The sequence below is a fragment of the Neisseria oralis genome (assembly GCF_045062685.1).
Classification (GTDB): domain Bacteria; phylum Pseudomonadota; class Gammaproteobacteria; order Burkholderiales; family Neisseriaceae; genus Neisseria; species Neisseria oralis.
Genome location: NZ_JBJGEB010000002.1, coordinates 118,103 through 134,048 on the forward strand (window position 1 = coordinate 118,103; position 15,946 = coordinate 134,048).

The window sequence follows — 15,946 nt, forward strand, 5'->3', positions numbered from 1 at the left end:
AAGCCTATAAAACTGAAGGATTCCGCATCTTTTTACTTGACACGGTAATTTCGTAATTGCTATAAAGCACAAAGGTACTCAAAGTACGGAAAAGCCCGAATATTCGGGATTCTTAATTATTATTTGTCAATGATAGGAAGGGACTGATTGTGAACAAGTCTGAATTAATCGAAGCAATTGCTCAGGAAGCCGGCATTTCCAAAGCTGCCGCCGCTAAAGCTCTGGATGCTACAACCAACGCCGTAACCAACGCATTGAAAAACGGAGACACTGTAACTCTGGTAGGTTTCGGTACCTTCTATGTGGGCGAACGCGCCGAACGTCAAGGCCGCAACCCCAAAACCGGTGCTCCCCTGACTATCGCTGCTGCTAAAACTCCTAAATTCCGTGCAGGTAAAGCCTTGAAAGATGCTTTGTAATTTTACGGAAACAATTAATTGATTAAGGCTGAAAATCCATTGCGGTATCTTCGGCCTTACATTTGAGAGACAAGGCCGTCTGAAACATTTTTCAGACGGCCTTGTCAGTATTTAAAAATGTTACAATTAAATCCTTCAGCCAAGATAGGATTAGTAGGGATAAATATATGTTTACCGGCATCGTACAAGGGATGGGACAAATTGTCCGTATTCAGGAGCCTTCTGCAGATTTCCGTACACATATAGTGGATTTGCCGCCGGAAATAGCAGATGATTTGCAAATCGGTGCTTCTGTAGCCAATAACGGCTGTTGCCTGACTATTACTGAGATTGATGGAAACAGGGTAAGTTTCGACTTAATGGGAGAGACATTGTCCAAAACCAATTTAGGCCGTCTGAAAGAAGGAGATATGGTGAACTTAGAGCGTGCGGCCAAATTTGGGGATGAAATCGGCGGACATTTGATGAGCGGTCATATCATAACCACCACACGGATTACTCGCATCAAAGAAAACGATTTTAACCGTACTGTCTGGTTTACTCTGCCTGATTTATTAAAACCATATATCCTGACCAAAGGTTTTGTCGGCCTAGACGGATGCAGTCTGACCATAGGCGATGTAACCGAAACAGAATTCAATGTACATTTAATTCCTGAAACCTTAAAGCGCACATTATTCGGCGGCCGTCGGGTAGGGGATACGGTTAATGTTGAAATTGATCCGCAAACTCAAACTGTTGTCGACACGGTTAAACGTTTTATGAAACAACAACGGCAGATGATAGATATAGGCCGTCTAGAGAATTAATATGAAAATATCTAAATTATTAAAGAAAATAAATTCTGTTATTGACCAGTTGGATGTCCTCCTACCTCCCGAACAGAACAGAATCGACTGGTCGGCGTTAGCTTACCGCTGGCAGAGTATAGGCAAACAAGGGATTCTTGAAAGTCTGCCAAACCCGCATACCTTCCCTTTGAACCGGCTGGCGGCTGTTAATTCTCAGACTGAACGGCTCAAACGAAATACCGAGCAATTTCTAGCCGGGCGTCCCGCAAACAATGTTTTAATGAGCGGTGCCCGTGGTACAGGTAAATCTTCATTGGTCAAAGCATTGCTGCACGAATATTCGGAACAAGGTTTGCGACTGATTGAAGTCGACAAGAGTGATTTGGTCAGCTTGCCTGCATTATTAACCTTGTTGGAAAAGCGCAAAGAAAAATTTATTGTATTTTGTGACGATTTATCGTTCGAGTCAGGTGATGAAACCTATAAAGCATTGAAAACTGCTTTGGATGGCGGTCTATCGCAAAGGTGCAATAATGTTTTGGTCTACGCCACATCCAACCGCCGCCACCTGATGCCGGAATATATGGATGAAAATGTAGGGACGACGGGAATACGGGGAGAAATCCATCAAAAAGAAGCCGTTGAAGAAAAAGTATCGTTATCCGACCGTTTTGGTTTATGGTTGAGCTTTTATCCGTTCGACCAAAATGACTATTTGCTGGCAGTAGAAAACTGGTTGAACGATTTTGAGGTTCCGTTTGACGAAACCGCTAAAAAAGCGGCACTTATGTGGGCACAAATGCGAGGCAACCGTTCAGGCCGTTCTGCTTGGCAATTTGCTTGTGATTGGGCGGGGCGCCTGCCTGAACAACGCATATTGGATTGACAAAGGGCACTTTACGTAAACCGTAAAGTGCCCTTTGTCAATCATTGGTTATCTCAGGCAAGTAGCAAGCCATTGCTGGCGTTGGCGGTCGTTTAATAATTGATAAAACCGGTATTGGATTGCCAATTCGTCCACCGCAAAATCCATATTGGGCAGATAACGGTTTTCCACATAATCGCGGGCGGCATTTTGGTCAAACATATTGCCTGAAAGAATTTTAATAATAGTCTGACGACGGGTTCTGTCGGAACGTACGGTTTTACGGTAAGCTTTATCAGCAGCCTGACGGTATTCTGAACGGATTTTGCGTAGTGAGTTTTGTTGTGATTGAGTCAGCCCCAATTGGCGGACGTCGCAATTCGGATAAAAATCATCCAGTTGCATTGAAGAAACAGGCGCTGCATAAATCAGACTGCTGTAAACCAGCAGAAAAACGGAGAGGAAGTGAGGGACGAAATAAGGTTTTAACACAGCAAACACGGCATTTTCCAAATTTTCAGTATGGCGTGGAATATAACGGATAAGCGTGTGAAAAGCGGTATCAACAGGGTTAACTTTAGTTAATGCGTTATGATTTTAATAAAAAATTCAGATAATGAATGCTTTTATTTCAAATATTTATAAACAAGGTTATTATCATTACATTTCAGACGGCCTTTGGAAAAGCATTACAAAAATACTTAAAACATTTGCGGTTTGGGATAGAATGAAGTCTAAAACTGATTGCGCATCACAAACATTTTGAATGGAGAAAAGTTATGAATACATTTCGTATCGCACCCAGTATTTTATCGGCCGACTTTGCCAAATTGGGAGAGGAAGTCAGCAAGGTAATCGATGCAGGAGCGGATTTGATTCATTTTGACGTTATGGATAACCATTATGTGCCCAATTTGACCATCGGGCCGATGGTCTGTTCCGCCATCAAGCCTTATGCAACCGTACCTGTTGACGTTCATTTGATGGTGGAACCGGTTGATGATTTGATTCAGTCATTCGGTAAAGCAGGGGCGGACATTATCACTTTTCATCCCGAAGCCAGCAAACACATCGACCGTAGCTTGAGTTTGGTTAAAAGCATGGGTTGTCAGGCCGGTTTGGTATTGAATCCTGCAACACCTGTTAATCTGATTGAAAATGTATTGGACAAGCTGGACATGGTTTTATTAATGTCGGTCAACCCGGGATTTGGCGGTCAGAGTTTTATCCCTCATACGCTGATTAAAATCAGGCAGGTAAGGGGAATGCTCGACAACTACGAATCTCAAACCGGACGACGTATTGCTTTGGAAGTGGACGGTGGTATTAAAACTGGAAATATTGCCGAGGTAGCAGCAGCAGGTGCAGATACTTTCGTAGCAGGGTCCGCTATTTTCAGTCAGCCGGACTATAAAGCAGTTATTGACGAAATGAGGAAAGAGTTGGCTAAGGTATAACTGTGTTCACTAGCCAAAAGGCCGAAGGCCGTCTGAAAATAATTTCAGACGGCCTTTGTTGCAAAAATCAGACTTTATCAAGCACGTTTGCGGAACTCACCGGTACGGGTGTCGATTTCTACCTTGTCGCCAGTTTCGATGTAAGACATCACTTGGATTTCAGTACCCCCGACCAGGCGCGCAGTTTTCATCACTTTGCCTGAAGTATCACCTTTAACTGCCGGCTCGGTATATTCCACTTCGCGCACGATAATAGTAGGTAGTTCTACGGAAATAGGATTACCTTCGTAGAAGGTTACTTCACATTGATCTTCCATGCCATCGACAATGAATTTCAGTGCATCGCCGATGTTTTCGGCTTCTATTTCGTACTGGTTGAACTCCTCGTCCATAAACACATACATAGGGTCGGCAAAGTAGCTATAAGTACAGTTTTTGCGGGCCAAAACGACAACATCAAATTTGTCGTCCGCTTTATAAATAGTCTCGGTAGCCGCGCCGGTCAGCAGGTTTTTCAGTTTCATGCTAACCTTGGCCGAGCTGCGGCCGCCTTTGATATATTCGCTTTTTTGTACGACCATAGGATCATTGCCAACCATGAATACATTGCCGGCACGCAATTCTTGTGCAGTTTTCATCGTGCTATTCCAATCAAATCAGTCAAAAAATAAACGGCTATTTTAACGTATTTGAAACAAATTTGGCTAGCTTTTCCAATGCGCTGGGCTGGTTGAACAGGAAATTCTGCCAGCCTTTGGCCGCCTGTTGCCATCTAAAAGATTGTTCCCGCAAAATCTGCCAAGCCTGCAAACGGTTTTTATCGGATAAAGTAATCGCACCGTTCAATTCATCAGAAAGCAGCCTGTGTGCGGCAAAAACATCTTTCGGATAAAAAACACCTGCTTTCTCCCAAAAAGCATGGAGTTTGTCCAGATGTACCATCTCATCTTGCGGATAAATATGCCAGAAGAAAGGCTTGGCCGAAAACTGGGCTCGGACGAAGCTGTCTTCCCCGCGTACGATTAGGCCGTCTGAAAGGTGCAACAGCTTGTCAAAATCATTCTGAGGAACAAATGGAATCTTTACTAGCTTTACACAGGCCGTCTGAAAAACATCGCCGTCCTTTGTTAAGACATCAATAGGAAGCACGCCGTCGGTTTTCAAACTGTCAATAATTTGGTGCCCTGCAAGCAATAAAGTGATGGGTCGATTATCCAACTGCCACATTTGCAGCCATTTAGACCAAACCGGACTGTAGTAGCCAAATAAAAACCATTCGGACGATGATTTTTCCGGTAAATTCAAATGCCGTCTGAATTGTATTTTGTTATAGAGACAGAGAGAATCGTAATCCCGTTCCCGAATTAGACCGCCACTACGTTCACCAAAGCCCATGAACCAAAAATACTTCCGCAATCCGTCTGCTTGTAATGACGGCATTGCGTGGAGCCGTTCGTTGCTGTCCTCTGCGCTCAAATATTCCCAGTTTAACCATAATGGCTTGTTTTTTCTTATAATACATAAAACGTTTTCAGAAAGATTACAGGCGAAAGTTTCAATGACGACCTGAGGAGGATTAATCGAAATAACATCTTGCGCACAACCAGCCTGCCATTGGTGAATATAGACATTTTCAAATAAACATGGAACAGAGGGCAGGGCAGGGCAGAGGGTATGTAACGCGTTTAAATCGTCAATCCATAAATGTACTTCCCAACCTAGCTCATGATACAAACATTGGGCCAGCCGCCATGAAACGCCTATATCTCCAAAATTATCAATGACATTACAAAACAGCCAGCAGTTTATTTTCTTAGATTCCATAGCCATTTTAACTCATAAAATAATTATTCATTTTAAAACAATATGTTATAGTTCATCGCGTAATTTTAGATAATTTGATTTTAGTCAAATAATATTCGCTGAGCAGGTATAGAATATTACATGAAAAATATTTTTTCCAAAGAAATCAGAAAGGTCTATGATGATTAAAGGTATCCAAATCACCGGTTCTACCAACAATGCTCTGTTAAATTCATTTTGGTTGCTTGACGACCAAACCAACGAAACACGTTGTTTAGTTGCCAAAGAAGAAAGCGGATTCGCGGCAGATGCAGTTGTCTCATTTTCTGAATTGGGTGAAGTGTCTTATAAAGAAATTCCAGTTGATGTTCACGCACGTCCGAAAGTTGAAGGCGGTCAGCATTTGAATGTTAATGTATTGACCCGAGAAACATTAGAGGATGCCGTAGCCAATCCTGATAAATATCCGCAGTTGACTATCCGTGTGTCGGGTTATGCGGTTCGCTTCAATTCGCTGACTCCAGAACAGCAACGTGATGTGATTACCCGGACATTTACCAATAGCCTGTAAGGAAATAAGATAGCCGGGCAGTAAGGCCATCTGAAAATTATTTTCAGATGGCCTATAAATTTGTACCAATAAAATTTAACATAATATACATTATGCGAATTTAAATAATCAGTTACTTAGTTTTCACATGTGTCCATCCAATCTTTCATCGCCAACTCATTTTCAGAACGTTTTCTCAAAATCTATAAACACACGATTTTTAGTATAACTATGAAGTTCGTTAATATTGCTGTTATTGTTTGTATATCGCCAATTTAATCTCGGCGTAATTCCTAGAAAACTAAGTTTATTGTGCCAGAGGCTTAAATTGGTAACCACTACATTATCTGTACGATGACGGTCGGTAAAGACGTAATGTTTTCCATCAAAGCGTTCATTGTAGTGATTGATGATAAGGCGGCTATTGAAATTTTCACCCCAAATTTGCCCCCAACCTAAGTAACCTCCTATCCGTTTGGAGCTGCTGCCTGCGAAATTTTCAACTTTGTCACGCGCATAATTCAAACCTCCTAAGAAATAGGTTTTATCATTCATCAGGTAGGTCGCCCCAAATCCAATCTGATAATCTTTCCCTTGTCGTTTGGTATATGCATAATCTTTTTGTGCAAAGGTTCCGTTGGCAGATAGACGTAAATTTGGTTTTATCCAACGTGAAACACCTAAATCTACACCTGTACGCGTGTAATAAGGATGATTTCCGTAGCGACGCTTTTCTAAAAATGGCATAACAAAACTATCTGTTTTAAAACTTTTATTTTTATAACCAAGACTGACCTTTGCTGTTTGATCATCATAATCATGATTATTCCAATAGCTAACACCATCGACATCGCCTGAAAGAGCAAAATAATGGTTGTTTTTAAGATTGATATCTCGATCAACGGATAGGGCGTAGGTAAAACCATGCCCTTTTTGTGGCAGATAATCAGAATTTTTTTCAAAAGCCAAGTTACCAAACTGAGGAAGATGAATTTCACGCTCAGCTGAAACGTTGTTGATATTGTTGTCTTGGGTGTAACTCAGACTGCCTGAAAATTGCCATTTATTTTGCCCCATAGCGTTTTCATAAAGGGCAATAGTAGGAAGGACATCTTCTGGTAAACCTTGCTTTTTGGCGGCATCAAATTCATGTTGTGAATTACGGGTTTGCTTATCCTCATAAAGCATAGCAGCTAAGTCTAGACGGACGGCAACAAGATTAGGATGTCGAACAAGAATATTACGGTAAAGTGTAATGGCTTTTTGATGTTTTCCTTGCGAACGCCAAATTGCGCCTTGCGCATAATCCAATAAAATTGGGTCATACCCATCCCATTTACGATATATAGGCAAGAGCTGCTCTGCAGCAATATAGTTTCGCGCTTGCAATGCTTGATTTAACAAAGGTTCGGCCAGCTCTGGTTGTTTGGCTAGATCATCTAATGTCAATGTTTGAGTATGCTCATTCAAAGAAGCCTTGACACCATTCAAAAGGGAGGTGCCTACCTCCGGTGGTTTAGGAATGGCCATTTCTTGGATTCTTTCCATCTGGCGATCGGCTTCAGTTTCAGGGTTAGCAATGGTTTCGGCAGTAACCATTATGGGAAATAATATGCCCGCAATAAAAATGAATTGATTAGATTTCATGAGTATATTTTTCAGAGAATTCAGGATATTTTAAGTTGCCCCTCCAATTGTGCTAGAGGGGTTTGCTTGGAAAATAATAAGCAGCAGATGCAAAGCTTCTGCTGCTTATTTCTTTGGGTAAGCGTCTTAGCGTTTGCCGATGAAACCGATATTGTTTTCGCCATGGCTGGTAGTGATTTTTAACAAACCACCAACTTCTTCAGCATTTGGACCGGCAAAACGTACGTTACCTTGACCATAAATTACTTTATTTTCACCTGGATTTTTTCCTTCCATCCAGACAGTAACATTTTGAGCAACTTGGCTTCTACCCACTAGAGAAACTTTTTGGCCTGCGCTTGCAGAAGGCATTCCACTCCCTGTTTTTACATTACCGCTGGCAAAATATACATTACGTTTGTCATCTAGGCGACGGTTGGTAATCTCGCCATTAAAGGTAACGTTATTGCTTAAAACAGTATTATTGTAAGCTATATCTGGTTCATGGAACTGCGCAGTCATGTTCATTATGCCGTCTTGTTTACCATCTCGGCTAGAATAGGCAACGCCTGTATATTTGGCAGATAAACCTTTTTTAGTCTTCATGTCATAGACATTGGCAACTATACCATTTTCAGTAGCAACTCGGTCGAAAATGCCGATGTTAAAAGGATTATTGAGTCCATAAGTGCCATCGCCATTTTTATAGCGCCATGCATTTAATGAGAGATATTGTTGATTGAAGCCATTAGCTTGTCCAACGTCATAGGTATAAATCGCACGAATTTCATTTGTCTTGCCATAGTTTAATGCACTGAACATTTCGGCAATTACACGTTTATTTTGGAATGCACCGAATGCTTTATTGTCATCAATACCGACATGGACTGAATATAAGGATACCTGCGTCATTTGTCCGTTATCGGCTACAATTTTTAGGCTGCCATCTTTTTGTGTAACCATAAAGTAGCTACCTGGTGCGAAGTGATATTGCTTGCCAGCAGACCATCCTAATGCTTTGAGTGCCTCTGCACGTTCCGGATGGGTTTTTGCTGATTCTGCACTAACTTCAAATGTAGTTGATTTTTTTAATGTAAAACGATATGCATATTCACCGTTTTGGTTAACATATAATTCATCGTCTGGATTATTGTTAAAATAACGATTTAAAGAATGTGCATATTGATAACCGCTGCTGGGTTCGGTAGTTACAGTCCATACAGGATTATTATTTGCATCTAATTTGTATTTCACGTCTGTTAATACACGGTGGCCTTTATCCAATTCAGTTTCATTATCGGCATTAGTAGCAAAATTATTAAACCATTTTGTATAACGGCTACCGCCTACACTATCTAATTCTAGCTTGCTGGCAGTTTGATCTAAGATGTTAACGCTCCTGCCATTTTTAACTAAGATGCCATTTTTATTGCGTTTATCTACACCAATCAGATTTTTTGCACTTAATGGCGTATCAATCTCATCATAACCGGCTCTCTTCGCAACATAACCATCTGTATAGTTAGTAAAGTAACGCGTTGCTACGCCCCCTAATATCACTGTTTGAGGGCGCAAAAGTTTAGTTTTATCTTTTCTATAAGCGGATGTCAAAAGATGAGAGGTAGGATAATCATGTGGACCTTTAGCTGTCTCTAATAATGGAGTCGCACCTAAGTTATTTGCAATGAAGCCGGTGTTCACTTCAGTTTGATTAAATTGTTCAGTTTTTATTACATCACTTAGTTTTAGTGTGGTCAGTTTATCCTGAATGCCTTTATTTAATAATGATGTTTCTTTGTTGATGTTAGTTTTATTACCCTTATCGGTATTACCCTTATCGGTATTACCCTTATCGGTATTACCCTTATCGGTATTACCCTTATCGGTATTACCCTTATCGGTATTACCCTTATCGGTATTACCCTTATCGGTATTGCCCTTATCGGTATTGCCCTTATCGGTATTGCCTGTATTGATATTATTGGATGCTATAGACAGATTTCTTGCTGAATCTGATACTTCATTCGAACTGCTACAAGCTGCCAAAACTGCAGCACAAATACCTGTTAATACAAAATGGATAATAGGCAATTTATTCTGAGTACGCATAAATAATCCTCATTTAGTTGAAATGATCTTTATTTAATTTAAAGTCTTTTTAAGTGATAAGACTAGATATAAACAGTATTTATAATAATGTATTATTATAAACGAATACAAATACACTTACTTAATTAAATTTTGTTAAATATGGTAAATATAATTACTGTTTCTTGAGTCTGCCAGATAGTTTTTAGTTTCCATAACGATCCCTTAGGAGCAGTTCCTGCAGGGTAAAAAGTACCTATAAATATATTAATGACTGATGTACTAATACATTAACCTTATGAATTTTGTAATTTTTCTTGACTAAAGTAAATAGACTAAACTATGATTCAAACGATATCATAAAATTTTGTATCCAAGTACATTTGCATATACCTAGATACACACTCTCCTCTTCTTCTAAATATTAATAACTATCTCAGGAAATTCATTTTTTGATGAATTTGTCGTTTAAATATGACTGGTTACGTTTATTAATATAATACACATTATATTTATCATGCTTCATATTGATATACTCCAACAAAAAATTTCCAACGAAGATTATCGACGCTTGATTATCGGTAACAGCAAAGATTTTAGTGAAAACGAATCAAATCTCTTGCATGAAATCCTAAACAAGTTTGAGTTTGATGTCATACAGGAACAAGCACTGGTCCAGGCTGTTATACAGCAGGTTCGGTTTGACCCTAATGCGTTTCATATCGACAGCGACGATGAGGATATAACTGGAATTTGCCCGCACTGCATTAATCCGCCCATGCCACCGCTGCGCGATTATTTAGCGTGGCGTGAGATGCGTGGATAACTTATTGAAAAGATTATTATGCTGCAAACAGACAACCTTAGCGCAGATCGGATGCAACGTATTATTACGGCGCAAAATCTCTCTTCCCAAGAAGAATTGTTAGAACGCGCCCTGCGTCCGAAAACTTTAAACGATTATATTGGGCAAACTAAGGCGAAAGACCAGTTGGCCATTTTTATTCAAGCGGCTAAAAAACGTGGCGAAGCTTTGGATCATACGCTTTTATTTGGTCCCCCCGGATTGGGTAAGACGACGTTGGCACATATTATTGCGAAGGAATTGGGCGTTAATCTGCGCCAAACCAGTGGTCCTGTTTTGGAACGTGCCGGCGATTTGGCCGCGCTGTTGACTAATCTTGAGCCACACGACGTTCTTTTTATTGATGAAATTCACCGTTTAAGTCCTGTTGTAGAAGAAATACTCTACCCTGCTCTCGAAGATTACCAACTCGATATAATGATAGGCGAAGGTCCTGCCGCAAGGTCGGTAAAAATCGATTTGCCACCGTTTACGCTGATTGGTGCCACTACCCGTGCAGGAATGCTTACTAATCCGTTGCGCGACCGTTTCGGTATTGTTTCACGGTTGGAGTTTTACGAAAACAAAGATTTGGCAACGATAGTCAGCCGTTCGGCACAATTGCTGCAACTGAACATGGGTAGCGACGGTGCAATGGAAGTAGCCAAGCGCAGCCGTGGAACGCCGCGCATTGCCAATCGCTTATTGCGTCGTGTGCGTGATTATGCAGATGTAAAAAACAATGGCGTTATTGATGCTGAAATTGCCGATGCTGCCTTAATTATGTTGGATGTTGATGCACAGGGACTGGATGTGATGGACAGAAAATTTTTGGAAGCTATCCTGCACAAATTCGGCGGCGGGCCGGTAGGATTGGATAACATAGCGGCTGCAATCGGAGAATCAACCGATACGATTGAAGACGTCATCGAACCTTATCTGATTCAACAGGGATTTTTGCAGCGTACGCCCCGCGGCCGTGTGGCAACCGAACGTTCGTATCTGCATTTCGGATTAAAAATTACGGAATAATGCGGGTTTATAAACATTTAAAATAAAAAAGGCCGTCTGAAAACAGTTTTCAGACGGCCTTTTAGATACTTGAAATAGATTAGAAATCCAATTCCGCTTTCAACCAGTAAGTACGCGGCATACCGACGACGGCGAAGCTGCGGTCGTATTGGCCGCGCTGTACCTGCCAGTAGTTTTTGTTGAACAGGTTTTCCACCGAACTGCTGACGGTCAGGGTATTTTTGCCCAGCTTGGTTTTGTAGCGCGCGCCTACGTCAACCAAGGTATAGGACGGGAAGGCGTATTGTTTTTGCGTGTCTTGGTATGACTTGCCGAAGTACGAAACGTTGCCGTTTAAGGTCAGACCTTTGGCAAACGGGGTATCCCATTCCACGCCCGCTTTGGCAATCACGCGCGGGTTGGCAACTTGTACGCCGTTAACAAGATTGTCGGCATAATTCGGATAATCTTTTACGGTTGATTGCAGATACATCAAACCAAAGCTCGGACGCAGGGTTTTATTCAACAAGTTGGCATAGGTATTGAACTCGATACCGCGGCTGCGTTCCATGCCTTGCTCGGAACCGCTATAAGCCAAGCCTGCATTTTTGCGCGCTGCGAAGTCAGTACCTGAAGTCGTTTTGCCGAGCCAGTAACCCGGGCGTTTGATTTGGAATGCGTTCAGCGTCGTTACGAAATTACCCCAGTTTTTGCGTACACCGACTTCAAATTGGCGGCTGACGCGCGGATCAGCCATCGTCACATGGCCATCGTCATCGGTACGGATGTCGGACGGCTCCAAATCTTCCATATAGTTGCCGTAAACCACCAAATCAGGCTGCGGAACCCATGCCGCCATCAACATCGGACTGAAACGGCTCGCATCTGCTTTGCGGCCGTTCAGTTTGTTTTTCTGTTCGACAGCTTGAAAACGTCCGCCCAAAGTGAGGCGGTATTTATTGTCGGCAAAACCAAGCGTGTCAGATACCGCCAAACTGTTTACTTTAATTACGGTATCTAGTGAAGGCGTTGCACTCCAAGCGCTGCCTAAGTTGGAATCCAATTTCGCCAATTGGGTCGGAATATCAAGGCGTGGATTGATTTCTTCGCTTTTCGTTTGACGTACACCTTGATAAGTGGTGCGTTTGCGGTCGATACGGTCAAATGCGGTACTCCAGTTGTGACTTACCGGACCGGTTTCAAATTCGCCGCGCGCAGTCAGATTCATACTGAGCGTTTTGAAACGCTGGTCGGTCAAACGCGCGCGACCTGAATTGTAGGTCAAACCGCTGCTTGTAACGGTAGGAGAGGCGAAATTACCGTAATAGCGCGCATCGTTGTAGCCTATGCCGCCTGTAATTTGAGCATTTTCAAACGCATCCCATTCGAAGGTCAGCATATTCGTTTGACCGCGCGTATTTTGAGCCTGCCAGCTCGGAGCGAGATTCACTTTACCTTTAGGTGCGTCAAACAAGCGGCCGTTGGCATTTTGAATATCTTGGATACGCGCGCGGCCGCCGTTGGTTTTACGTTTCGCATAGATGGAGTCGAACGCTACGCGCAGTTTTTCGCCGCGGTAGTCGGCATTCAAGGCAAATTCTTTGTTGTCTTCGCTGTAACCGTGGCGCGGGGTGTCGCCGTGGCGCAGTTTGCCGTTGGCGCGCACGCCGAATTCTTTGTTTTCGCCGAAGCGTTGGCCTAAATCGAATGTGCCTTGGGCGCGGTTGTTGCTGAACCAGCCCAAACCGATTTTGCGGTTGCCTTCGTCCGCGGCTTTTTTGGTTTCGATATTGACGGAACCGGATACCGCGCCTTCAGGGTCCATGCCGTTTACGGCGGTGGACGCGCCTTTAATCAGTTGCGCGGAGCCGACTTGCACGCTGGCCGTGCCTTGCGTGCCGTACATACCTGCCAAACCGTTGACGCTGAATTGGCGCGCATCAAGCTGATAACCGCGGAAATACAGGCCGGTCAGCGTGTTGCTTTCTCCGCCAAACTGCCAAACGGAAGCGTCTTTTTTCGCTACGGCATCCACCAAAGTACGCGCTTCGGTGTTGTTGAGGGCTTGTTCGTCGTAGTTGACGACGGTAATCGGCGCGGTAAAGGCGTTTGCTTTACCCAATACGCCCAAGTTCACGCGGTCGCGCAAGTCGCCGTCGCTGGCGATGGAGTAAGAACGGGCAGCTTTGACGCGTTTGGCGTCGGCGCGGACTTCCACTTGCTGCAATTCCGTCTGCTGCGCATTGGTAGCGGTGGTCGCGGCTGTTTCTTCTGCCGCATAAGAGAATGTGCTCATAATCAAGAGCGGCATCAAGGCTAATCTACTTTTCATATATTCCTTCGGATGTCTAAAATTTTGAGTTAAAAATCACAAAGTAATTTTGCTTCGGAATTATATTTGATAACATTCTGCTTTTCTATAACAATGAACAATAATTGTTTTTAAAAATAAAAAATGCAACACCAAGCAAAAAGGTTTTTAAGCAGATAATGCTAAAAATTGTACCTTATTCACTTAAATATATTCATATTTTATAAACTGCCTCTTTTCAGACGGCCTCACTGAAAACCGAAACATACCAATATGCAAAAATGGCAAACCGAGCTTTATTCCACGCCGTCTTGGCTGTTACAGACCTTATTGATGGTCGCCGCCGCCTCGGCGGTAATTCTGTTTTTGGCACGCGAAACGCGCTTCGGGCGCGAGTTTGCCTATATCCTGCGGCTGTGCCTAACGCCGAAAAGCGCGGTCAAAATCTTGTTGCTGATTACGGCGATGATTGCGCTGCTGCTGACCGAAGTGCGGCTGAATGTATTGAGTACCTTTATGTCCAAAGGGCTTTACGACTCGATGCAGGATTTGAACGCCTCCGCATTTTGGATGTTTGCAGCGATGAACGCGGGCGTGGTGCTGGTGCGGGCGTTTAACAACGTCGTCAACGACTTTCTCGATCAAGGCTTGGCGATTAAATGGTCGGAGCGGCTCAATGAAGTGCTGACAACGCGCTGGCTTGCCGACAAAAACTACTACCGCCTGCAAATGCGCCGCCATGCGCCGGACAATATCGACCAGCGTATCCAACAAGATGCGCAGGATTTCATCGCATCGACCATAGAATTTGTGCGTGGCATGGTCAATTCGGTCGTTACTTCGCTGGAATTTGCCGTTGTTTTGTGGGGCTTGGCGGGCATCCTGACCGTGTTCGGCTTCGACATTCCGCACGGCATCGTTTGGTTTGTCTATATGTTTGTGATTTTGGCGACCTTTATCGCCATGTGGATAGGCAACCCTCTGATTCGTTACAACTATGAAAACGAAAAACTCAACGGCGACTACCGTTACTCCCTCATCCGCGTGCGCGACCACGCCGAAAGCGTGGCGTTTTACAGCGGCGAACAACACGAACACGATCAGCTTGCCGACCGCTTCAAAGCCATCATCCGCAACCGTTGGCGCATCGCCCGCCAAAGCGTCTGCTTAAGCGGCTTTAACGACATGTTTACTAACGGAATCAAGCTCTTCCCCATTATTTTGCAAGCCCCGCGCCTGTTTGCCGGACAAATCAAAATCGGCGACATCCAGCAGACCGTCCAAGCCTTCTCCCGACTGCAAAACGCCCTCTCCTTCTTTCGGCTGTTCTACAACAAATTCACCGCCTACCGCGCCCGACTGGAGCGTCTGTACGGCTTTTTGCTGAGTACGGAAGAACAACACAGCGCGCAGCAACCCGACATTACCGAGGTTTCAGACGACCTCTCGCTGGAAAACGTCGCCCTGTTCCGCCACAACGGCGAAATCCTGTTGAGCGGCATCAACGTCAACCTCAAAAGCGGCGATTCCCTGCTGATACGCGGTCCGAGCGGTTGCGGCAAAACCTCGCTGCTGCGCGCGCTGGCGGGGCTTTGGCCGTTCGGCAGCAGCGGCAAAGTCCGCCGTCCGCCGCATCAAGACATCCTCTTCCTGCCGCAACGCCCCTACACGGCGCAAGGCAGCCTGCGCGACGCGATTTGTTATCCCGACATCGACAAACAGCATCCCGAACTAGCCGAAGCCATGAACACCTGTCGTTTAGGTTATCTCATTGATAAATTGGACAAAACCGACGACTGGCAACACAAACTCTCCCCCGGCGAACTGCAACGCGTCGCCTTCGTCCGCGCCCTGCTCTCGCAGCCCAAAGTCATCCTGCTCGACGAAGCCACCGCCGCCTTGGACGAACCGACCGAAGCCCTGCTCTACCGCGCTTTGAAACGTAAACTGCCGCAGAGCATCATCATCAGCATCGGCCACCGCAGCACGCTCAACGAGTTTCACGATTTTCAACTTGATGTCGGCAACGTAGCTTGCGATTGAATTTATAGTGGATTAACTTTAAACCAGTACGGCGTTGCCTCGCCTTGCCGTACTATCTGTACTGTCTGCGGCTTCGTCGCCTTGTCCTGATTTAAAGTTAATCCACTATAAAGCAACAGGGTCGTCTGAAAACCCGTA

At 43.9% G+C, this 15,946-nt stretch carries 14 protein-coding genes; 8 read left to right on the forward strand and 6 right to left on the reverse strand.

Annotation, left to right across the window (positions count from 1 at the left end; genetic code table 11):
• The first annotated feature begins 149 nt into the window (after positions 1–149).
• From ACI43T_RS02490 to ACI43T_RS02500, 3 genes are all read left to right on the forward strand, one after another.
• Complete coding sequence (locus tag ACI43T_RS02490; protein WP_009173542.1) at positions 150–419, forward strand: HU family DNA-binding protein; 270 nt, start codon at positions 150–152, stop codon at positions 417–419.
• Positions 420–586: 167 nt separating this feature from the next.
• The gene (locus tag ACI43T_RS02495; protein WP_405385447.1) at positions 587–1,228 is read left to right on the forward strand and encodes a riboflavin synthase subunit alpha; all 642 of its coding nucleotides are present in this window, start codon (positions 587–589) and stop codon (positions 1,226–1,228) included.
• 1 nt (position 1,229) lies between these two features.
• Positions 1,230–2,096: an ATP-binding protein gene (locus tag ACI43T_RS02500; protein ID WP_405385448.1), complete on the forward strand. Its 867-nt coding sequence runs from the start codon at positions 1,230–1,232 to the stop codon at positions 2,094–2,096.
• A gap of 48 nt (positions 2,097–2,144) precedes the next feature.
• Here ACI43T_RS02500 and ACI43T_RS02505 read toward each other — a convergent pair whose 3' ends face one another.
• The gene (locus ACI43T_RS02505; protein ID WP_405385450.1) at positions 2,145–2,588 is read right to left on the reverse strand and encodes a Spy/CpxP family protein refolding chaperone; all 444 of its coding nucleotides are present in this window, start codon (positions 2,586–2,588) and stop codon (positions 2,145–2,147) included.
• A gap of 266 nt (positions 2,589–2,854) precedes the next feature.
• Between ACI43T_RS02505 and rpe the strand changes: the two genes are divergently transcribed.
• Complete coding sequence (gene rpe, locus ACI43T_RS02510) at positions 2,855–3,532, forward strand: ribulose-phosphate 3-epimerase (RefSeq protein ID WP_314105951.1); 678 nt, start codon at positions 2,855–2,857, stop codon at positions 3,530–3,532.
• 77 nt (positions 3,533–3,609) lie between these two features.
• On the opposite strand, the gene efp is transcribed toward rpe, so the two are convergent.
• A complete protein-coding gene (gene efp / locus ACI43T_RS02515) occupies positions 3,610–4,170 on the reverse strand; it encodes an elongation factor P (RefSeq protein ID WP_009173537.1) in 561 nt (186 codons plus the stop codon).
• 37 nt (positions 4,171–4,207) lie between these two features.
• Positions 4,208–5,356 (reverse strand): elongation factor P maturation arginine rhamnosyltransferase EarP, encoded by a 1,149-nt coding sequence (locus ACI43T_RS02520; RefSeq protein ID WP_405385539.1) that lies wholly within the window; start codon positions 5,354–5,356, stop codon positions 4,208–4,210.
• 160 nt (positions 5,357–5,516) lie between these two features.
• Here ACI43T_RS02520 and grcA point away from each other — a divergent pair, with 160 nt between their 5' ends.
• Complete coding sequence (grcA, locus tag ACI43T_RS02525) at positions 5,517–5,906, forward strand: autonomous glycyl radical cofactor GrcA (protein WP_009173535.1); 390 nt, start codon at positions 5,517–5,519, stop codon at positions 5,904–5,906.
• Positions 5,907–6,068: 162 nt separating this feature from the next.
• Here the strand turns inward: grcA and ACI43T_RS02530 are convergent, their stop codons facing one another.
• Both ACI43T_RS02530 and ACI43T_RS02535 read right to left on the reverse strand, forming a co-directional pair.
• A complete protein-coding gene (locus ACI43T_RS02530) occupies positions 6,069–7,532 on the reverse strand; it encodes a surface lipoprotein assembly modifier (RefSeq protein WP_405385451.1) in 1,464 nt (487 codons plus the stop codon).
• A 126-nt stretch (positions 7,533–7,658) separates the two neighbouring features.
• Entirely contained in the window at positions 7,659–9,620 is a 1,962-nt protein-coding gene (locus ACI43T_RS02535; protein ID WP_405385452.1) for a hypothetical protein, read from the reverse strand.
• A 496-nt stretch (positions 9,621–10,116) separates the two neighbouring features.
• Here ACI43T_RS02535 and ACI43T_RS02540 point away from each other — a divergent pair, with 496 nt between their 5' ends.
• Positions 10,117–10,425: a hypothetical protein gene (locus ACI43T_RS02540; protein ID WP_009173532.1), complete on the forward strand. Its 309-nt coding sequence runs from the start codon at positions 10,117–10,119 to the stop codon at positions 10,423–10,425.
• 18 nt (positions 10,426–10,443) lie between these two features.
• The gene (gene ruvB / locus ACI43T_RS02545; RefSeq protein WP_377081889.1) at positions 10,444–11,475 is read left to right on the forward strand and encodes a Holliday junction branch migration DNA helicase RuvB; all 1,032 of its coding nucleotides are present in this window, start codon (positions 10,444–10,446) and stop codon (positions 11,473–11,475) included.
• A 79-nt stretch (positions 11,476–11,554) separates the two neighbouring features.
• Here the strand turns inward: ruvB and ACI43T_RS02550 are convergent, their stop codons facing one another.
• The gene (locus tag ACI43T_RS02550; RefSeq protein ID WP_405385453.1) at positions 11,555–13,786 is read right to left on the reverse strand and encodes a TonB-dependent receptor; all 2,232 of its coding nucleotides are present in this window, start codon (positions 13,784–13,786) and stop codon (positions 11,555–11,557) included.
• Between the two features lie 252 nt (positions 13,787–14,038).
• On the opposite strand from ACI43T_RS02550, the gene ACI43T_RS02555 reads away from it, so the two are divergent.
• A complete protein-coding gene (locus ACI43T_RS02555; protein ID WP_405385454.1) occupies positions 14,039–15,808 on the forward strand; it encodes an ABC transporter ATP-binding protein/permease in 1,770 nt (589 codons plus the stop codon).
• Positions 15,809–15,946 lie beyond the last annotated feature (138 nt).